The organism is Burkholderia cenocepacia (assembly GCF_014211915.1).
Classification (GTDB): domain Bacteria; phylum Pseudomonadota; class Gammaproteobacteria; order Burkholderiales; family Burkholderiaceae; genus Burkholderia; species Burkholderia orbicola.
The window spans coordinates 1,947,672-1,967,364 of sequence record NZ_CP060040.1; the positions used below are offsets into that span (position 1 = coordinate 1,947,672).

Genomic DNA, 19,693 nt, shown 5'->3' on the forward strand with positions numbered 1-19,693 from the left:
CCTTCAGCGGAAGGCATCGACTCTATCGACTGACGGCGCTCCAGCGTGAGAAAAAATACGTCAGGCGACGTCGACGCGTGCGGGCCCGTCCACCATCTCGCCGATCACGGCCGCGCGGTCGAAACCGTCGGCGCGGAAGCACGCGAGCACGTCATCGACGGTCTCGGGCGCACACGCGACCAGCAGCCCGCCCGACGTCTGCGGATCGGTCAGCAGCGCCTGCGCGACGGGCGGCAGGCCATCGGCGAGCCGGACATCGGTGCCGTACGCGGCCCAGTTGCGGCCCGACGCACCGGTGAACACGCCGTCGGCCACGAACGTCTCGACGCCCGCGAGCCACGGCAGCGACGCATAGTGCACGCGCGCGGTGAGTTGCGCGCCGCGCGCCAGTTCGAGCGTATGGCCGAGCAGCCCGAAGCCCGTGACGTCGGTCAGCGCATGCACGCCCGGCAGCGCGGCAAGCTCGGCGCCCGGTCGGTTCAGCTTGGTGGTCGTCGCGACCATCTGCGCGTAACCGTCGGCATCGAGCTGGTTCTTCTTCAGCGCGGCCGACAGTACGCCGACGCCGAGCGGCTTGCCGAGCACGAGCACGTCGCCCGCGCGCGCGGCCGCGTTGCGCTTCACGCGCGACGGATGCACGACGCCGATCGCCGCGAGCCCGTAGATCGGCTCGACCGAATCGATCGAATGGCCGCCGGCGACCGGAATGCCGGCCTCCGCGCACACCGATTCGCCGCCACGCAGCACGGCCGCGATCGTCTCGTGCGGCAGCACGTTGATCGGCATGCCGACCAGCGCGAGCGCGAGGATCGGCTTGCCGCCCATCGCATAGACGTCGGACAGCGCGTTGGTGGCCGCAATGCGGCCGAAGTCGAACGGATCGTCGACGATCGGCATGAAGAAATCGGTGGTCGCGACGATCGCCTGCTCGTCGTTGAGCCGGTAGACGGCCGCGTCGTCGGACGTCTCGGTGCCGACCAGCAGATCGGGGAACAGCGCGGGCGGCGTCGCGCGCTTGAGCAGCTCGGACAGCACGCCCGGCGCGATCTTGCAGCCACAGCCGCCCCCGTGCGACAGGCTCGTGAGGCGCGGAACGGCAGGCTGGGCTTGGGTGGCTTCGGTCATCGTCGGCATCCGGTGAATAACAACGTTCCATTATCGACAATTCCGCGCGAACGCGCCCGATACCCACATAATTGACGGCCCCACTTCCGCCCCTCCCGTCCGCCCTTCGTTCATGGATCACCTGTTCATCGGCCTCGTGCTGTGCTCGGCGCTGCTGCACGCCATCTGGAACGCGTTTCTCCACGTCAGCGAAGACCGGCTGGTCCAGCTCGGCACGATGTCGCTGCCGTATCTCGCGTTCGGCATCGCCGGCGCCGTGCTGCTGCCTGCGCCGGCGCCCGCCGCATGGCCGTACGTCGCCGCGTCGGCCGTGCTCGAGGTCGCGTACTGCTTCACGCTGGCGCGCGCGTACCGCAACGGCGAATTCGGGCAGATCTACCCGATCGCGCGCGGGATCTCGCCACTGCTCGTATCGGTGCTGGCGCTCGCGATGCTGCACGAGCGGCCGACGCCGTTCGGCTTCGCGGGCATCGCGCTCGTGTCGTTCGGCATCATGTCGCTCGCGCTGCGGCGCGGCTTCCGGTTTTCCGGCGAAGGCGTGCCGTATGCATTGCTCACGGGCGTGTTCATCGCCGCGTATTCGATCTGCGACGGGATCGGCTCGCGCGTGTCCGGCAGCGCGCTCGGCTATATCGCATGGGTGTACCTGCTGTGGAGCGTGCCGCAGCTCGTGCTCGTCTGCGCGGTGCGCGGCGGCCCGCGCGCGGTGCTCGGCTCGCGCTCCGCGCTCACGCAAGGCACGATCGCCGGCACGATCTCGCTCGCCGCTTACGGGATCGTGATCCTCGCGTACCGGCACCTGCCGGTCGCGACCGTATCGGCGCTGCGCGAAACGAGCTCGATCTTCGCGGTCGCGATCGGCTGGTTCGTGATGCGCGAGCGGCCCGGCCCGCAGCGGCTTGCGGCGTGTGCGCTGGTGGTCGCGGGCGCGGCGTTGATCCGGCTGTAACGCCCGAACCGGGCGCCTGGTCGGTGCCGGTGTTCATGACTGATTCGGCGCGGGGGCTCCGTCCGCACCGCGACGCTTTGCAATACTGCCCGCCGCTCTTGCCCTACAGGAAGCGACATGAATCAATTGGGATTCCCGTTCGACGACGCGAAAACGGGCTGGCCAGTCGCGCACGAAAAATCCTCTCATCGTCGCGAAGCGTATCGAGCCTCGATCGGCCTTTGACGGCATCACGACAAGCCGATATTACCGTGCTCACGCGTCAAGCCACCGCAACAACCCCGCCGAACGCCCGCTCGTCGATCGCCTCGGCAAGCGTCGCGAACGCGGTCGCGATCTCGTCTTCCGGCACGCACGCATAACCGAGCAGCGACCCCGAGGCAGCCCGCGAGCGGTCCGCGTAATACCCGGACAGCGGCCGCACGACGATGTTGCGCGCCAGCGCGGCCTGCGCGACCGCGCGATCGTCGACGCCCGCCGGCAATTGCGTGACGAGATGCAGCCCGGCGTCGCTGCCGAGCGCGTGCAGCGTATCGCCGTAGCGCCGCGCGACCGCCTCGAGCAGCACCTCGCGGCGTTGCCCGTACAGCGTGCGCATCTTGCGGATGTGCGACACGAAATGCCCTTCCGCGATGAATTCGGCGAGCACGGCCTGCTGCAGCAACTGCCCTTCGCGATACAGCTCGGCGCTCGCGGTCGCGAAGCTTTCCGCGAGCGGCTCCGGCGCGACCAGATAGCCGACCCGCAACCCCGGGAACAGCGTCTTGCCGAAACTGCCCACGTAGATCACCTGCCCGGCCGTGTCGAGCCCTTGCAGCGACGCGAGCGGCCGGCTGCCGTAGCGGAATTCGCTGTCGTAGTCGTCCTCGATGATCCAGCAGCCGTGCTGGCGCGCGTATTCGAGCAGCATGCGCCGCCGCGCGAGGCTCATCACCATCCCGAGCGGATACTGGTGCGACGGCGTAACGAGCATCAGCTTCGGCGGCTCGGCGAGATCGGCGGCCGACGGCGCGATCCCTTCGTCGTCGACCGGAATCGGCCGGGTGGTCAGCCCCGACACGTTCAGCACGCTGCGCACGCCCCAGTAGCACGGATCTTCGGTCCAGATCGCGTCGCCCGGGTCGGTCAGCAGCCGCACCGCGAGGTCGATCGACTGGTGGATGCCGGTCGTGATCACGATCTGCTCCGGCGTGCAGCGCACCGAGCGCGACGTGCGCAGGTAGTCGGCCAGCGCCTCGCGCAGCAGCGCGAGCCCGCCGCCGGGCGCGTAGGTCAGCAGGTCCGGACGCAGGCGCCGCCAGTACTTGTTGTGCAGCCGCGTCCACACGCGCGCCGGAAAGCGCGACACATCGGGCACGCCCGGCATGAACGCGCCGCCCTGGCGCTTCGACACGCCGGCGCCTTCGACGAGCCGCGTACCGCGCGCGGACAGCCGCCGCACGGACGGCGTCACGACGGCCGGGCCTGCGCCCGCGTCGGGCGGTGCGCCGACGATCTCGTCCGGCGCGCTGTCGGCGACGAACGTGCCGCGCCCCGTCGCCGAGTTCACATAGCCTTCGAGCGCAAGCTGTTCGTAAACCTGCGTGACCGTGTTGCGCGCGATCCCGAGCTCGGCGGCCAGCAGCCGCGACGACGGCACACGCGTGCCGGCCGGCAGTTCGCGCGACAGGATCGCCTGTTGCAGCAGCCGGTGAAGCTGCCGGTAGATCGGCTGTTCGCCGCCGCGCACGAGGCGCTGCGCCAGCCAGTCCGACAACACGCTCGCGCGCATGATTGGCTCCTGAATATTTATTGAAATGGCTCTGATTGCCAGAGCCAAATGTGATTATAGTCGCCTCCATGGGCTGCCAAGGCGCCCGATTCCCTACCCACCGGACAGAACATCAAGGAGATGACCGTGAAGAATGCCGACCTGCAGGCCCGCAAGAACGCCGCCACCCCGCGCGGCGTCGGCGTGATGTGCGATTTCTACGCCGCCCGCGCCGAGAACGCGGAGCTGTGGGATGTCGAAGGCCGCCGCTTCATCGATTTCGCCGCCGGCATCGCGGTGCTGAACACGGGCCACCGTCACCCGAAGATCGTGAAGGCGATCGCCGATCAGTTGAACAACTTCACGCACACCGCTTACCAGATCGTCCCGTACGCGTCGTACGTCGAACTGGCGGAAAAGATCAACGAGCGCGCGCCGGGCGACTTCCCGAAGAAGACGGCGTTCTTCACGACCGGCGCCGAAGCCGTCGAGAACGCGATCAAGATCGCGCGCGCGGCAACCGGCCGTCCGGGCGTCATCGCATTCTCGGGCGGCTTCCACGGCCGCACGATGATGGGCATGGCGCTGACCGGCAAGGTCGCGCCGTACAAGCTGAACTTCGGCCCGTTCCCGGGCGACGTGTTCCACGCGCCGTACCCGAACGCCGTGCACGGCGTGACGACCGCCGACTCGATCAAGGCGATCGAGATGCTGTTCAAGGCCGACATCGATCCGAAGCGCGTCGCCGCGATCATCTTCGAACCGGTCCAGGGCGAAGGCGGCTTCAACCCGGCGCCGGCCGAATTCGTGCGTGCGCTGCGCAAGATCTGTAACGAACACGGCATCCTGCTGATCGCCGACGAAGTGCAGACCGGCTTCGCGCGCACCGGCAAGCTGTTCGCGATGCAGCACTACGACGTGCTGGCCGACCTGATCACGATGGCGAAGAGCCTCGCGGGCGGCATGCCGCTGTCGGGCGTCGTCGGCCGGGCGGACGTGATGGACGCGGCCGCGCCCGGCGGCCTCGGCGGCACCTACGCGGGCAACCCGCTGGCGGTCGCCTCCGCGCACGCGGTGCTCAAGATCATCGACGAAGAGAAGCTGTGCGAGCGCGCGACGCAACTTGGCGACGTGCTGAAGGCGAAGCTGAATGCGCTGCAGGCCGACGTGCCGCAGATCGCCGACGTGCGCGGCCCGGGCGCGATGATCGCGGTCGAATTCCTGAAGCCGGGTTCGGGCGAGCCGGATGCCGAATTCACGAAGCGCGTGCAGACGCGTGCGCTCGAGCGTGGCCTGCTGCTGCTCGTGTGCGGTGTGTACTCGAACGTCGTGCGCTTCCTGTTCCCGCTGACGATCCCGCAAGCCGTGTTCGACGAAGCGCTCGTGATCCTCGAGGAAGTGCTGAAGGAAACGGTCGGCGTGCCGGCCTGAGTGCCCGTCCTCTTCAACTGAATGCGCCGCCGCCGTCGTGAAGACGGCGGCGGCCGTTTTCATCCGTCCTTTTTCGAAGCAGGTGATGCATATGAGCACGGCTCAGGAAACCCTGGCACTGAAAGATCCGTCGCTGTTCCGCCAGCAGGCGTACGTCAACGGCGAATGGCAAGGCGCGACGAACGGCGAGACGTTCGAGGTCCGCAACCCGGCCACCGGCGGCCTGCTCGGCACCGTGCCGGCGATGGGCACGGCGGAAACGCGTCACGCGATCGACGCCGCGAACGCCGCATGGCCGGCGTGGCGCAAGAAGACCGCGAAGGAACGTGCGGTCATCCTGCGCAAGTGGCACGACCTGATGATGGACAACGCCGACGACCTCGCGCTGATCCTCACGACCGAACAGGGCAAGTCGCTCGCCGAAGCGAAGGGCGAGATCGGCTACGCGGCGTCGTTCCTCGAATGGTTCGCGGAAGAAGGCAAGCGCGTGTACGGCGACACGATCCCGACGCCGGCGAGCGACAAGCGCATCGTCGTGACGAAGGAAGCGATCGGCGTATGCGCGGCGATCACGCCGTGGAACTTCCCGGCGGCGATGATCACGCGCAAGGTCGGCCCGGCGCTCGCGGCAGGCTGCCCGATCGTCGTGAAGCCGGCGGAAGCGACGCCGTTCTCGGCGCTCGCGATGGCCGTGCTGGCCGAGCGCGCGGGCGTGCCGGCCGGCGTGTTCAGCGTCGTCACGGGCGACCCGAAGGCGATCGGCGGCGAGCTGACGTCGAACCCGATCGTGCGCAAGCTGTCGTTCACGGGCTCGACGCCGGTCGGCCGCCTGCTGATGGCGCAGTGCGCGGCGACGGTCAAGAAGGTATCGCTGGAGCTCGGCGGCAACGCACCGTTCATCGTGTTCGACGACGCCGATCTCGATGCGGCCGTGCAGGGCGCGATCGCGTCGAAGTACCGCAACAGCGGCCAGACGTGCGTGTGCACGAACCGCTTCTACGTGCACGAAGCCGTGTACGACCAGTTCGCGCAGAAGCTCGCGGCGGCCGTCGGCCAGTTGAAGGTCGGCCGCGGCACGGAGCCGGGCGTCACGCAGGGCCCGCTGATCAACGAAGCGGCCGTGCTGAAGGTCGAGGCGCACATCGAGGACGCGCTCGCGAAGGGCGCGACCGTCGTGACGGGCGGCAAGCGCCACGCGCTCGGCCACGGCTTCTTCGAGCCGACCGTGCTGACGGGCGTCACGCCGGCGATGAAGGTCGCGAAGGAAGAGACGTTCGGGCCGCTCGCGCCGCTGTTCAAGTTCGGCAGCGACGACGAGGTGATCCGCCTCGCGAACGACACCGAGTTCGGCCTCGCCGCGTACTTCTACAGCCGCGACATCGGCCGCGTGTGGAAGGTGGCCGAAGCGCTCGAATACGGGATGGTCGGCGTGAACACGGGCCTGATCTCGAACGAGGTCGCGCCGTTCGGCGGCGTCAAGCAGTCGGGCCTCGGCCGCGAAGGCTCGCACTACGGCATCGACGACTACGTCGTGATCAAGTACCTCTGCCTGGCCGTCTGACGGTTCGGGGCCTGCCGCTTCCCGGCGACAGGCCCTCGCCGCCCGGCCGGAACCGGGCGGCCCGACGCGGGCCGGCGCCTCCCCGTCGTGCCCGCGTCACCCTCCCTTCCCGCGATCAGCGGAATACGTTCACCGCCTCCACCAGCCGCGCCGCCTGCTGCTTCAGGCTTTCCGACGCCGCCGTGCTCTGCTCGACGAGCGCCGCGTTCTGCTGCGTGATGTTGTCCAGATGCACGACCGCCTGGTCGACCTGCGCGACGCCGGTACTCTGTTCGGCCGTCGATGAACTGATCTCCGCGATGAGATCCGACACGCGCTTCACCTGCGTGACGATGTCCTCCATCGTCTTGCCCGCGCCGTCGACGATCCGCGCGCCCGACTCGACCCGCTCGACGCTCGCGCCGATCAACGTCTTGATCTCCTTCGCCGCGTTCGCGCTGCGCTGCGCGAGTGCGCGCACTTCGCCGGCGACCACCGCGAAGCCGCGCCCCTGATCGCCCGCGCGCGCCGCCTCGACCGCCGCATTCAACGCGAGGATGTTGGTCTGGAATGCGATGCCATCGATCACGCCGATGATGTCCGCGATCTTGCGCGAGCTGTCGGTGATGTCGTTCATCGTCGCGACGACTTCGTTCACCGCCTGCCCGCCGCGCCCGGCCGCCTCGCTCGCGGACACCGACAACTGATTCGCCTGCAGGGCCGTCTCGGCATTGCTCGACACGGTCGCCGTCATCTCGGCCATCGATGCGGCCGTCTGCTGCACGCTCGTCGACGCCTGCTCGGTGCGCGCGCTCAGGTCGTTGTTGCCCTGCGCGATCTCGTTGCTTGCGCGCTGCACGTTCAGTACCTGTTCGCTGACGTCGTCGACGAGCCAGCGGAACATCAGCCCGAGCTGGTTGATCGTGCGCAGCGTCATGCCGATCTCGTCGACGCGGTTCATCCGCACGCCGCTGCGGCTCTCGCCGGTCGCCACGCGCAACGCCTCGTCGCGCAACTGCCGCAGCGGCCGCACGATCTGCGCGTCGAGCCACAGCCCGGCCGCCGCCGTCACGCCGACCGCCGCACCGGCGAACGCCGCGAGCCCGCCGCCGGTGAGCCCGCAGGCCCAGCCGGCGCCGACGACCGCCGGCGCCAGCACGCACAGCGTCGACACCAGCCGGGCCCGCACCGACATCGTCTGGAACAGCGACGCGACGCGCAGCGCGCCCGTGCGCACGATCAATCCCTTGTGGAACCGGCGGCTGCCGGCCTTGCCTTCGCGGAAATCGCGATACAGCGCCTCGGCGGCCGCGATCTCGTCGCGCGTCGCCTTCGTGCGCACCGACATGTAGCCCTTTGGCTGCCCGTTGCGCATCACCGGAATCGCGTTCGCGCGCACCCAGTAGTGATCGCCGTTCTTGCGGCGGTTCTTCACGAGCGCGGTCCACGGCTCGCCGCCCTTGAGCGTCGCCCACATGTCGGCGAACGCCTCCTTCGGCATGTCCGGATGCCGCACCACGTTGTGCGGCTGGCCTTCGATCTCCTCGGGAGAAAAGCCGCTGACCTGGATGAATGCCGCGTTCGCGTAAGTGATATAGCTGTCGGCATCGGTCGTCGACATCAGCGTCGCATCATCGGCAAATTCGAATTCGCGTTGCGTGACGGGCTGGTTGTTGCGCATGGTGTGGAGCTCCGGGTGGCGGATCTTGCGTCCGCTCGTCGATTGATTCGAGACCCCGCGCATGGCGATCGATTCGCATGCGTGTGAGTCAGGCTCCTGCACTTTCGGCAAATTCGGCGAAAACATTATGCCGTATCCGGGTAAATATGCATTAAAGATGCATCAACTTGTTTTTGCCGAATAACTTGTTCATGGATAAAACGAAACGCCTTGTCTGGCAACGGTTTGGCGGGTATTCGTCTGATCATTGCGCATCATGATTTCGGCGTGATTTAATGCGCAAACACGCAATCGGAAATACGAATATCTCCCATTCCACGTCATTCGATTTAACCTGCAAACCTGAATAGGTACTGTGCGCGACATCCGGCGTTCATCGATCACCCGCACGTCGCGCACCCGTTCGCGCCATCACCTGAACACGTTCACCGCATCCACGAGCCGCGTCGCCTGCTGCTTCAGGCTTTCCGATGCCGCCGTGCTCTGCTCGACGAGCGCCGCGTTCTGCTGCGTGATGTTGTCCAGATGCACGACCGCCTGGTCGACCTGCGCAACACCCGTACTTTGCTCGGCCGTCGATGAACTGATCTCCGCGATGAGGTCCGACACGCGCTTCACCTGCGTGACGATGTCCTCCATCGTCTTGCCCGCCCCATCGACGATCCGCGCGCCCGACTCGACCCGCTCGACACTCGCGCCGATCAACGTCTTGATCTCCTTCGCCGCGTTCGCGCTGCGCTGCGCGAGCGCGCGCACTTCGCCGGCGACCACCGCGAAACCGCGCCCCTGTTCGCCAGCACGCGCGGCCTCGACGGCCGCATTCAGCGCGAGGATGTTGGTCTGGAACGCGATACCGTCGATCACGCCGATGATGTCCGCGATCTTGCGCGAACTGGCGGTGATCTCGCTCATCGTCGTGACGACCTCGCTCACCGCCTGCCCGCCGCGCTCGGCCGCATCGCTCGCGGACACCGACAACTGATTCGCCTGCAGCGCCGTCTCGGCATTGCTGGACACGGTCGCCGTCATCTCGGCCATCGACGCGGCGGTCTGCTGCACGCTCGACGCGGCCTGTTCGGTGCGCGCGCTCAAGTCGCCGTTGCCCTGCGCGATCTCGTTGCTCGCGCGCTGCACGTTGTGCACCTGCTCGCTGACGTCGTCGACGAGCCAGCGGAACATCAGCCCGAGCTGGTTGATCGTGCGCAGCGTCATCCCGATCTCGTCGACCCGGTTCATCCGCACGCCGCGCCGGCTCTCGCCGGTCGCGACGTTCAGCGCCTGCTCGTGCAGCCGCTTCAGCGGTTGCACGATCTGCGCGTCGAGCCACCAGCCGGCGACCGCCGCCACGCCGACCGTCACGCCGGCAAACGCCGCGAAGCCGCCGCCGGTGAGCCCGCAGGCCCACCCCGCGCCGACGACGGCCGGCGCCAGCACGCACAGTGCCGAATGAACGCGCGCCCGCACCGACATCGTCTGCGACAGCGATGCGATCCGCAGCAGCCCGGTGCGGATGACGAGGCCCTTGTGGAACCGGCGCCGGCCAGCCTTGCCTTCGCGGAACGCGCGATACAGCGCGTCCGCGGCCCGGGTCTCGTCGTGCGGCGCCTTCGTGCGCACCGACATGTAGCCTTGCGGCGCGCCGTTGCGCATCACCGGAATCGCGTTCGCGCGCACCCAGTAGTGATCGCCATTCTTGCGGCGGTTCTTCACGAGCGCGGTCCAAGGCTCGCCGCGCCGCAGCGTCGCCCACATGTCGGCGAACGCCTCTTTCGGCATGTCCGGGTGACGCACCACGTTGTGCGGCTGGCCGACGAGTTCCTCGTTCGAGAACCCGCTCACCTGCGCGAACGTCGTGTTCGCGTAGGTGATGACACTGTCGGCATCGGTGGTCGACATCAGCGTGACGTCGTCGGGAAAATCGAATTCCTGTTGGGTTACGGGCTGGTTGTTGCGCATGCAAGGCTCCGAAAGGCGGATCTGTCGTCCGCGCCGCGCTGAAATCGCGCTCAGTAGCCGAAAAACGGTTGCTCGCTTTACGACACTCTCGTCCTTACTGTCGGCAATTCAGCGGAAAACCTTAATTCCGTTGCGCACAAAATGGGCAATCCAGCCATTGCCATGATTTCGATCAAATAATCCGGCGATAATCACCGCGCGCGTTTATCTGGCTGTCACGAAGCGCCGCGCGGCATTGACAATGCCCGCAGCCGTTGCATGCGGCGAAACGATTCGCTTATCCTGCCCCATTCGACCTGAATTCGAATCCGATGAAAAAGGCATTGCATGAACTGAATCGGCTGTCCTGGAATACGGCGACGGTCGCGCATAACAGCCATAAAGGCGATCAGGCTGCATTTTTCCGCAATGGCGGCTCGACGCTGTTTCCGGAAGAACGCGAACTGCTCGGCGATCTCACCGGTTTGCGGCTCTTGCACCTGCAATGCAACGCGGGACAGGACACGCTGAGCCTCGTGCGCGACGGCGCGGACGCAACCGGCGTCGACATCTCCGACGAGGCGATCGACTTCGCGCGGCAACTGTCGGCCGACGCGGGCCTGCCCGCGCGCTTCGAGCGCGCCGACGTACTCGACTGGATGCCCGCAGCCGCCGCGCGCGGCGAGCGCTTCGATCGCGTGTTCACGTCGTACGGCGCGATCTGCTGGCTGTCGGACCTGAGCGCATGGGCACGCGGGATCGCCGCGCTGCTCGCGCCGGGTGGCCGCTTCGCGATGGTCGAGTTCCACCCGTTCTCACTGTATTTCGACGAACAGTGGCAGCCGCGCTACGACTACTTCAACGGCGACGCGACCGAGGAACCCGCAGGCGTCGGCGATTACGTCGCGGCGTCCGGCACGGGGCTCGGCGAGCAGCACGATCATCCGGGCATCGTCGATTTCGCGAACCCGCATCCGAGCTACGAGTTCATGTGGGGCATCGGCGACGTCGTGAATGCGCTGATATCGGCCGGGCTCGCGATCGACCGCCTGAACGAATATCCGTACTCGAACGGCTGGAAGGGCTTCGACGGCATGCGTGAGCTGGAGGGCCGCCGCATGGTGCCGCCCGAAGGCATGCCGCGCCTGCCGTTGATGTACGCAATCGCCGCGCACCGGAGGGCCGCATGACCCGCCGCACCGCCGCCGAGCGCGACGCGCTGTCGGCCCGCCTGTTGGCCCGCGACGACGTGCCGCTCGTGTGGACCATCGACCGGCGAGAAATCATCGAACACCTGTACGTATTGCGCGACGGCGCGCTGCATCTCGTGCCCGAGTTCTACGACGTGTCCGGCTGGCCCGACGGCGAAGCCGACCACTACACGCCGATCCTGCTCGACTGCCACGACCGCGGCGGCTGGTTTCTCGGCCGGTTCGACGGCGCGCGGCTCGTCGCGGCAGCGATCGTCGACAGCCGGCCGCTCGGCCCGCGGGGCGACATGCTGCAGTTGAAGTTCCTGCACGTGAGCCACGACTGGCGCAGTTGCGGGCTCGGCGAACAGCTCTACCGCGCCGCGCAGGTGCAGGCACGCGCGATGGGTGCCGAGCGCCTGTATGTGTCGGCGACGCCGTCGCAGCGCACGATCGACTTCTACCTGCGGCTCGGCTTCACGGTCAGCACGGCGCCCGATCCCGAGCTTTACGCGCTCGAGCCCGACGATATTCACCTCGAAGGGCCGACCGCGTGACGGCTCAACACACGGATAAAGCGTAGAATTTTCCGCCCCGCCCCAGCCGTCATCCGTTGCCATCAGCCGTCACGGAGCGCGACATTGAACAACGACCCGCCATCGCCCGCCGCGCCGAAGATCCTCGTCAGCATGTGCGTGGTCGGCCATCCGGTCCGTTACAACGGCTCGGCGAAGACCGCCGCGCACGAGGCGCTCGAACGGTGGCAACGCGAAGGGCGTCTCGTGGCCGTCTGCCCGGAACTGGCGGGCGGCTTGAGCGTGCCGCGTCCGCCCGCCGAGATCGCCGGCGGCGCATCGGGGCAGCAGGTGCTGTCGGGGCACGCACGCATCGTCGACGTGAACGGCACCGACGTGACGGCGCCATTCGTTGCCGGCGCGCAAACCGCGCTGGCCCTCGCGCAGGCACACGATTGCCGCTTCGCGATCCTCGCCGACGGCAGCCCGTCGTGCGGCAGCACGTTCATTTACGACGGAAGTTTCGCGAGCCGGCGGCAGGCGGGCGCCGGCGTCACGGCGGCGCTGCTGCGCGAGCATGGCATCGAGGTGTTCGCGGACACCGAGATCGACGCGCTCGACGCGCGCCTCAGGCAACTGTCGCAGGCCGGTTAACGACGATGGGCGGCACGAGACACCTCGTGCCGCCCATCGTGGCGGGTACAGCACAGCGGTGAAGCGGCGCATGTCCGGCCGCTTCACCGCATCACGCCGGTCACACGCGTTCGATCGCGATCGCGATGCCCTGACCGACGCCGATGCACATCGTGCACAGCGCGAAGCGGCCGTTCGTGCGGTGCAGCTGGTACATCGCGGTCGTCACGAGGCGCGCACCCGATGCGCCGAGCGGGTGGCCAAGCGCGATCGCGCCGCCGTTCGGGTTCACGCGGGGATCGTCATCGGCCACGCCGAGCATGCGCAGCACGGCGAGACCTTGCGACGCGAACGCCTCGTTCAGTTCGATCACGTCGAACTGGTCGATCGTCATGCCGAGCCGCGCGAGCAGCTTCTGCGTGGCCGGCGCCGGGCCGATGCCCATCACGCGCGGCGCGACGCCGGCCGTCGCGATCCCCAGCACGCGGGCGCGCGGCGTCAGGCCGAAGCGCTTCGCGGTTGCTTCGTTCGCCAGCAGCAGCGCGGCGGCGCCGTCGTTCACGCCCGACGCGTTGCCGGCCGTGACCGAGCCGTCCGGGCGCACGACGCCCTTCAGCTTCGCGAGCGCCTCGAGCGACGTTTCGCGCGGATGTTCGTCGCGCGACACGACGATGGCATCGCCTTTCTTCTGCGGAATCGTGACCGCGACGATTTCTTCAGCGAGCGTGCCGTCCTGCTGCGCCCGCGCGGCTTTCTGCTGGCTGCGCAGCGCGAACAGGTCCTGATCCGCACGGCTGATGTTGTAATCGACCGCGACGTTCTCGGCGGTTTCCGGCATCGAATCGACGCCGTGCAGCTGTTTCATCAACGGATTGACGAAGCGCCAGCCGATCGTCGTGTCGTAAATGTCGGCCTGGCGCGCGAACGCGCTCGCGGCCTTGCCCATCACGAACGGCGCGCGCGTCATGCTCTCGACGCCGCCCGCAACCATCAACGCGGCTTCGCCCGACTTGATCGCACGTGCGGCCACGCCGACCGCATCCATGCCGGAACCGCACAGGCGGTTGATCGTCGAACCCGGCACGCCCTCCGGCAAGCCCGCGAGCAGCGCCGACATGCGCGCGACGTTGCGGTTGTCCTCGCCGGCCTGGTTCGCGCAGCCGTAGATCACGTCGTCGATCGCCGTCCAGTCGACGTCGCGATTGCGCTCGACGAGCGCCTTGAGCGGCACCGCGCCCAGATCGTCGGCGCGCACGCCGGACAGTGCACCGCCGTAACGCCCGATCGGCGTACGAATCGCATCACACAGAAAAGCTTCGGTCATCAGTGTCTCCGGTCCCGTGAAAGGCAGGGAAATGAACAGGGCGCGCCCCTTGCATTGCCCGCCGGGATGCGCTCGAATGTTCTACATACGAACATAAGATCGTGTATCGAACGTTCAACGCATCATAGGGAGTGCGGGGACGACCTGTCAAGGGCGCGGCCCGTCGGGAGGTTGGCGTGTCGGGCCCCATGCGCTATCTTCTCGGCTGCACGACATTCCAGGCGCTCATGACAACCGACGATATTCAGACGAAACCCGGCGACTCCTATGTACAGTCGTTCGCGCGCGGCCTCGCGGTGATCCGCGCGTTCGACGCGGCGCGCCCGGAGCAGACGCTCACCGAGGTGGCATCGGCCACCGGCCTCACGCGCGCGGGGGCCCGCCGGATTCTGCTCACGCTGCAGACGCTCGGCTACGTCGAGGCCGACGGCCGGCTGTTCCGGCTCACGCCGAAGATCCTCGAGCTCGGCTTCGCGTATCTCACATCGATGCCGTTCTGGAATCTCGCCGATCCGGTGATGGAGCAACTGTCCGCGCAGATCCACGAAAGCTGCTCGGCCGCGGTGCTCGACCGCACCGAGATCGTCTACGTGCTGCGCGTGCCGACCCGCAAGATCATGACGATCAACCTGTCGATCGGCAGCCGGCTGCCCGCGTACTGCACGTCGATGGGCCGCGTGCTGCTGTCCGCGCTCGACGATGCGGCGCTCGATGAAACGCTCGCGCAGAGCACCATCCGCGCGCATACGCCGCGCACGATCACCGACCTCGGCGAACTGAAGGCGGCGATCGCGCAGGTGCGTCAACAAGGCTGGGCCGTGGTCGATCAGGAACTCGAAGTGGGGCTGATGTCGCTATCCGCGCCGATCCGCAACCGGCGTGGGCAGGTCATCGCCGCGATGAACATCAGCGGCAACGCGCAGCGGCATACCGCGAAGCAGATGGTGAAGGAGTTTCTCGGGCCGCTGCAGCAGGCCGCGCAGACGGTATCGGAGCTGGTGGCGCGGCGCGGTTGAGCGCCGGGCGAGATCGTCATATCGGCGACGCGACAAAGCGCCCAATAAAAAGACGGGCGGCACAAGGCCGCCCGCTCAAACTCTGATCTCTGCAACGTTCTTCTCACGGAACACGGAGCGCACTCCGCGTCGCACAATTTAGTGATGCGCTCCAACACGGTCAATCTGACGAGAACGAAATTGCATCGCGTCGGCAGGACACCGCCCCGCTCACGCGCCCAGCAGCATCCCCTTTCGCACCGGCACCGTGCCCGTCACGCGGCCGAGCGGCGCGCCGGCCGTCACGAAGCGGATCGCGCGGCGCATGTAGAACACGCCATCGGTCGCGCTCGAGATCGTCGTGATCGCGTCCGTCAGCGGGTCGACGATGTCGAACAGCGGATCGCCCGCACGGATCGTCGCGCCGATCGCCGCGCGGTGCACGAGGATTCCGCTCACCGGCGCATAAAACTGCTCGCTGCCCGCGAGCGGCGTGGCCGGCGCGGCCAGCGGCGGCAGCGGCGCACGTTCGCCGCGCACCGCGCCGCACCACACGAGATAGTCGACGAGCGCGTCGGCGTCGCGTTGCGCATATTCGTACGTCACGTCGCGCTGGCCCCGACACTCGACCGTCACGGCCACGGTGCCGGCCGCCATCGGCGTGCCGTCCGGCAAATGCGCGCGCAACCGCGACCACAGCAGGTGATGCGCATCATCGAACGCATGGCCGCCCGAATCCTCGGCGAGCAGCGACACCTCGGCGCCGAGATACCGCGCGAGCGGCTCGACGTCCGGCCACGCGGTATCGCTCGTGTACACGTGCATCACCGCTTCGAGCGAGCAATGCAGGTCGATCACGACGTCGGCGTCATGCGACAGCTTCAGCAGCGCCAGTTGCAGCGCATCGAACTCGGTGCGCGGCGCGATTTCATCGAGCGCCGTGCCGACGCATTCGCGCACGATCGCGCGATTGCGTGCGCCGTCGTCGCCGAGCCGGTCGCGCGCATGCGCGGCGATCTCCGCGAGCGGCAGGAAGCCGCGATTGAAGTTGCGGCCGCTCGCGAGATCGAAACGGCCGATGAACTGCCCGAGCAGATGATGATTGAGGCCGATCGGGTTCGACACCGGCACGAGCACGATTTCGGCCGCGAGCCGGCCTTCGGCGTCGAGCTGCGCGAGGCGCTGCTTGAGCACGAACGCCGCGAGCATCGCGGGCGTCTCGTCCGCGTGCAGCGCGGCCTGCAGATAGATCTTGCGGCCGCTGCCGGCCGGCCCGAAATGAAAGCTCGTCAGCGTGCGCTGCGTGCCGATCGACGGCGACAGGAGCGGCGTGGTGCGAATCTGCATCGACGGTCTCGAATGGATGAAAGCGGGGAATCGGGAGAACGGGCCGGCACGGCGCTCAGTCGCCGTACGGATTGAAATCGAAATACTGCCTCGCGATCCGGTCGTACGTACCGTCCTTCAGCATCGACGCGATCGCGCCGTCGATCGACGCCTTCAGCGCGGTATCCGACTGCCGCATGCCGATGCCGACGCCGCGATCGCCCATGTCGAGCGGCGCGCCGACGAATGCGAAGCCCTTGCCGCGCGGCTGGCGCAGGAACCCGTAGTCGGCTTCCACGGTGCCGAGCAGCGCCGCGTCGAGGCGGCCGTTCACGAGATCGGCGAACACGTCGTCCTGGCTCTTGTACGGCACCACGCCGACGCCGGCCGGCGCCCAGTGCGCGAGCGCCCACGATTCGAATTGCGTGCCCGACTGCACGCCGACGCGCTTGCCGGCCAGCGACGCCGCCGTGCCGTCGAGCCCGCTGCCGGGCCGCGCGACGAGCCGCGACTTGAAGCGGAACAGCTTCGACGAGAACAGGATCTGCTTCTCGCGCTTCGCGGTGATCGCCATCGACGACAGGATCGCGTCGATCTTGCGCGCCTGCAGCGCCGGGATCATCCCGGAGAATTCGAGCTCGACCCACTGGCAGCGCAATTGCGCGCGGCGGCAGATCTCGTTGCCGAGATCGACGTCGAAGCCCTTCAGGCTGCCGTCGGGCGCCTTCGCGTCCATCGGCGGATAGGTCGGGTCGATGCCGAGCCGCACCACGTGCGCGTCGAGCGCATATGCGGACGTGGCGGCCAGGCCAATACACAGGAAAACGAGCGGGACGAGGAAACGTTTCATGGTCGACGACGGGCAGGAAGAGGAACGAACGGCATGAGCCGGACTGCCTGCGATCGTAGGGGCCGCGCGCGGCCGCCGGAACCATCGGCTGGCTTATCATGATCGGTATTTCCGATCACCGGCCTCGCTGCTTCCCATGGCGTTCACGCTGTCCCAGCTCCGCATCTTCCAGGCCGTCGTCGAGCACGGCAGCCTGCGCGCGGCCGCCCGCGCGCTCGATCTCGCGCAAAGCGGCGTCACGCAGCAACTGCAGGGCCTCGAGGCGACGCTCGGCGCGACACTGTTCACGCGCACCAACCGCGGGATCGTGCCGACGGCCGTCGGCCAGCGGCTGCTCGCGCGCTCCGGTTCGATCCTCGGCGAATGCGAGCAGGTCGAGCGGGAAATCCGTCAGTTGAGCGGCGCCTACGAAGGCACCGTCACGCTCGGCCTCGTGACCGAACCACTGATCGACGCGTTCGCGCCGGTGCTGACCGCGTTCCGCGCGCGCTTCGACAAGGTGGACGTGCACCTGCGCACCGGCACGTCGCGGATGATGATTGGCTGGCTGCGCGAGAGTGCGGTCGATTTCGCGATCGCGCTGGTCGCGAAGCAGACCGACACGACTGACCTCGCGGTCACGCCGCTGCGCACGTCGGCGCCGGTGGTCGTCTGCCGCAACGGGCATCCGGCGATGCACGCGCAATCGCTCGCCGAGCTGGCCGACTACGGATGGGTGTCGACGCGCTCGCCGAACCTGAGCGCCGACCCGGTCGTCAACCGGCTGCTCGCGTACTTCGACGCGCACGGCCAGCCGCCGCCGAAAATTCTCGCGACCGTCGAAGGAATGTTCGAGACGCTGCAGATCGTCACGCAGACCGATTCCCTCGCGCTCGAAACCGAAGCGATCACGCGGCACGGGCCGTTCGCCGGCGCGCTCGTGAAGGTGCCCGTGCGCGAACAGGCCGAAGCGCAGGACATCTGCCTGTTGCAGCGCGCGGCCGTGCCGCTGACGCCCGCCGCGCAGGAACTCGCGACGATGCTCGCGTCGTATTTGCGGGTGGTGCGCGGGCGGTAAGCGCACAGGGCCGCGCCGCGGCCCGCATCGCGCCTCGCGCGTCAGTCCAGCGATTTCCGCGCCGTCTCGCGCAGCATCGCGACCGCGATCAGCGACAGCACCACGCACGCGGCCACGTAGCCGGCCGGCGCGAGCTTGCTGCCGGTCGTCTTCACGAGCCAGGTCGCGATCAGCTGCGCGGTGCCACCGAAGATCGTCACCGCGAGCGCATACGCGATCGAGATGCCCGTCGCACGCACGTGGCGCGGCAGCGACTCGCACATCAGCGCCATTTCCGACGCCGAGCCGAGCGAATAGAACAGCAGCATCAGCGCGGTCAGCGGCAGGATCACCGACAGCGTCGGATGATGGTTCATCAGCCAGAACGCGGGGAACAGCAGCGCGACCAGCACGCCGCGGCCGACGAAGATCGGCAGGCGCCGGCTGCCGAGCTGGTCCGACAGCCAGCCGAACAGCGGGCATGTGACCAGCATCACGCAGCCCGACGCGACGCCGACGAACATCGACAGCTTCATCGGCAGGCCGAGCGTGTGGATCGCGTAGGTCGGCATGTAGAAGGTGAGGATGTAGGTCGACACCGTGCCGCCCATCACCGTGAGCATCAGCAGCAACACCGTGCGCGTGTGCTTCGAGAACAGCTCGCGCAGCACGCCGCGTTCGATGCCGTGATGACGGTCGCCGGGCGCATCGTCCGCGAGCCGGCGGCGCAGATACATGCCGACCGGCGCGATCAGCACGCCGACGAGAAACGGCAGCCGCCAGCCCCAGCCTTCCAGCGCATCCTTCGTCATCGTGTTGGACAGCAACGCCGCGAAGCCCGAGCCCATCAGCGCGGCGCCGCCCTGCGTCGCGAGCTGCCAGCTCGCGCGGAACCCGCGGCGCGACGTGCCGCCCTGTTCGAGCAGCGTCGACGTCGCCGCGCCGAATTCGCCGCCCTGCGAGAAACCCTGCAGCAAGCGCGCGAACACGACGAGCAGCGGCGCGGCGACGCCCACCTGCGCATAGGTCGGCGCGATCGCGATCAGGCCGGTGCCGAGCGCCATCAGCATGATCGTCAGGTTCAGCGCGGCCTTGCGCCCCTTGCGGTCCGCGTAAACGCCGAGCACGACGCTGCCGAGCGGCCGCGTGAAGAAGCCGGCGGCGAACGTCGCGACCGACAGCAGCAGCGACGTGGTCGGGTCGCTCGACGGGAAGAACAGCTTGCCGATCAGCACCGCGAAGAAGCCGTACACGGTGAAATCGAAGAATTCCAGCCAGTTGCCGATCACGGCCGCCGCGATCGCGCCGCGCCGCGTGACGGCAGGCGCGCCCGGCGTGCCGGTGTCGGCGGCGCCCGCCGACGCGGGGTGCAGCGCGAGATGATCTTTCTGCATCGCTATCCTCTCCTGTCAA

Annotated in this window: 16 protein-coding genes; 8 read left to right on the plus strand and 8 right to left on the minus strand. The window is 67.9% G+C overall.

Translation table 11 applies throughout. The annotated features are described in order from the left end of the window. Window positions 1–60: 60 nt before the first annotated feature. A complete protein-coding gene (gene selD / locus SY91_RS25105) occupies window positions 61–1,125 on the minus strand; it encodes a selenide, water dikinase SelD (RefSeq protein ID WP_027812010.1) in 1,065 nt (354 codons plus the stop codon). 112 nt (window positions 1,126–1,237) lie between these two features. On the opposite strand from selD, the gene SY91_RS25110 reads away from it, so the two are divergent. After that, window positions 1,238–2,074 (plus strand): DMT family transporter, encoded by an 837-nt coding sequence (locus tag SY91_RS25110; protein ID WP_027812011.1) that lies wholly within the window; start codon window positions 1,238–1,240, stop codon window positions 2,072–2,074. Between the two features lie 262 nt (window positions 2,075–2,336). On the opposite strand, the gene SY91_RS25115 is transcribed toward SY91_RS25110, so the two are convergent. Beyond that, window positions 2,337–3,845 (minus strand): PLP-dependent aminotransferase family protein, encoded by a 1,509-nt coding sequence (locus SY91_RS25115; RefSeq protein ID WP_185921212.1) that lies wholly within the window; start codon window positions 3,843–3,845, stop codon window positions 2,337–2,339. A 126-nt stretch (window positions 3,846–3,971) separates the two neighbouring features. On the opposite strand from SY91_RS25115, the gene SY91_RS25120 reads away from it, so the two are divergent. Together SY91_RS25120 and gabD are read left to right on the plus strand one after the other, a co-directional pair. Continuing rightward, window positions 3,972–5,255 carry a 4-aminobutyrate--2-oxoglutarate transaminase gene (locus SY91_RS25120; protein WP_185921213.1) on the plus strand — a complete coding sequence of 428 codons (1,284 nt, stop codon included), beginning with the start codon at window positions 3,972–3,974 and terminating at the stop codon, window positions 5,253–5,255. Window positions 5,256–5,346: 91 nt separating this feature from the next. Continuing rightward, complete coding sequence (gene gabD, locus SY91_RS25125; protein ID WP_027810996.1) at window positions 5,347–6,816, plus strand: NADP-dependent succinate-semialdehyde dehydrogenase; 1,470 nt, start codon at window positions 5,347–5,349, stop codon at window positions 6,814–6,816. Between the two features lie 115 nt (window positions 6,817–6,931). Here gabD and SY91_RS25130 read toward each other — a convergent pair whose 3' ends face one another. Both SY91_RS25130 and SY91_RS25135 read right to left on the minus strand, forming a co-directional pair. Beyond that, on the minus strand, window positions 6,932–8,476 hold the full coding sequence (locus SY91_RS25130; RefSeq protein WP_034175371.1) for a PAS domain-containing methyl-accepting chemotaxis protein: 1,545 nt from the start codon (window positions 8,474–8,476) through the stop codon (window positions 6,932–6,934). 411 nt (window positions 8,477–8,887) lie between these two features. Further along, window positions 8,888–10,432, minus strand: a complete 1,545-nt coding sequence (locus SY91_RS25135) for a PAS domain-containing methyl-accepting chemotaxis protein (protein ID WP_027814524.1) — start codon at window positions 10,430–10,432, stop codon at window positions 8,888–8,890. A 311-nt stretch (window positions 10,433–10,743) separates the two neighbouring features. On the opposite strand from SY91_RS25135, the gene SY91_RS25140 reads away from it, so the two are divergent. From SY91_RS25140 to SY91_RS25150, 3 genes are all read left to right on the plus strand, one after another. Next, window positions 10,744–11,601: a class I SAM-dependent methyltransferase gene (locus tag SY91_RS25140; protein ID WP_006480435.1), complete on the plus strand. Its 858-nt coding sequence runs from the start codon at window positions 10,744–10,746 to the stop codon at window positions 11,599–11,601. Continuing rightward, window positions 11,598–12,158 carry a GNAT family N-acetyltransferase gene (locus SY91_RS25145; RefSeq protein WP_006480434.1) on the plus strand — a complete coding sequence of 187 codons (561 nt, stop codon included), beginning with the start codon at window positions 11,598–11,600 and terminating at the stop codon, window positions 12,156–12,158. Before SY91_RS25140 ends, SY91_RS25145 begins: the two co-directional genes overlap by 4 nt. An 84-nt stretch (window positions 12,159–12,242) precedes the next feature. Continuing rightward, window positions 12,243–12,770, plus strand: coding sequence for a DUF523 domain-containing protein (locus SY91_RS25150; RefSeq protein ID WP_249209735.1), 528 nt, complete (start codon window positions 12,243–12,245; stop codon window positions 12,768–12,770). 100 nt (window positions 12,771–12,870) lie between these two features. Here the strand turns inward: SY91_RS25150 and pcaF are convergent, their stop codons facing one another. Further along, window positions 12,871–14,073, minus strand: coding sequence for a 3-oxoadipyl-CoA thiolase (gene pcaF / locus SY91_RS25155; RefSeq protein WP_185921214.1), 1,203 nt, complete (start codon window positions 14,071–14,073; stop codon window positions 12,871–12,873). Window positions 14,074–14,300: 227 nt separating this feature from the next. Here pcaF and SY91_RS25160 point away from each other — a divergent pair, with 227 nt between their 5' ends. Further along, a complete protein-coding gene (locus SY91_RS25160; protein ID WP_027813851.1) occupies window positions 14,301–15,089 on the plus strand; it encodes an IclR family transcriptional regulator in 789 nt (262 codons plus the stop codon). 210 nt (window positions 15,090–15,299) lie between these two features. On the opposite strand, the gene SY91_RS25165 is transcribed toward SY91_RS25160, so the two are convergent. Then, window positions 15,300–16,415 carry a succinylglutamate desuccinylase/aspartoacylase family protein gene (locus tag SY91_RS25165; RefSeq protein WP_023475769.1) on the minus strand — a complete coding sequence of 372 codons (1,116 nt, stop codon included), beginning with the start codon at window positions 16,413–16,415 and terminating at the stop codon, window positions 15,300–15,302. Between the two features lie 55 nt (window positions 16,416–16,470). Next, window positions 16,471–17,244 carry a transporter substrate-binding domain-containing protein gene (locus SY91_RS25170; RefSeq protein ID WP_006480429.1) on the minus strand — a complete coding sequence of 258 codons (774 nt, stop codon included), beginning with the start codon at window positions 17,242–17,244 and terminating at the stop codon, window positions 16,471–16,473. Between the two features lie 136 nt (window positions 17,245–17,380). Between SY91_RS25170 and SY91_RS25175 the strand changes: the two genes are divergently transcribed. Further along, on the plus strand, window positions 17,381–18,301 hold the full coding sequence (locus SY91_RS25175; protein ID WP_006480428.1) for a LysR family transcriptional regulator: 921 nt from the start codon (window positions 17,381–17,383) through the stop codon (window positions 18,299–18,301). A gap of 41 nt (window positions 18,302–18,342) precedes the next feature. On the opposite strand, the gene SY91_RS25180 is transcribed toward SY91_RS25175, so the two are convergent. Then, the gene (locus tag SY91_RS25180) at window positions 18,343–19,674 is read right to left on the minus strand and encodes an MFS transporter (RefSeq protein WP_006480427.1); all 1,332 of its coding nucleotides are present in this window, start codon (window positions 19,672–19,674) and stop codon (window positions 18,343–18,345) included. Window positions 19,675–19,693 lie beyond the last annotated feature (19 nt).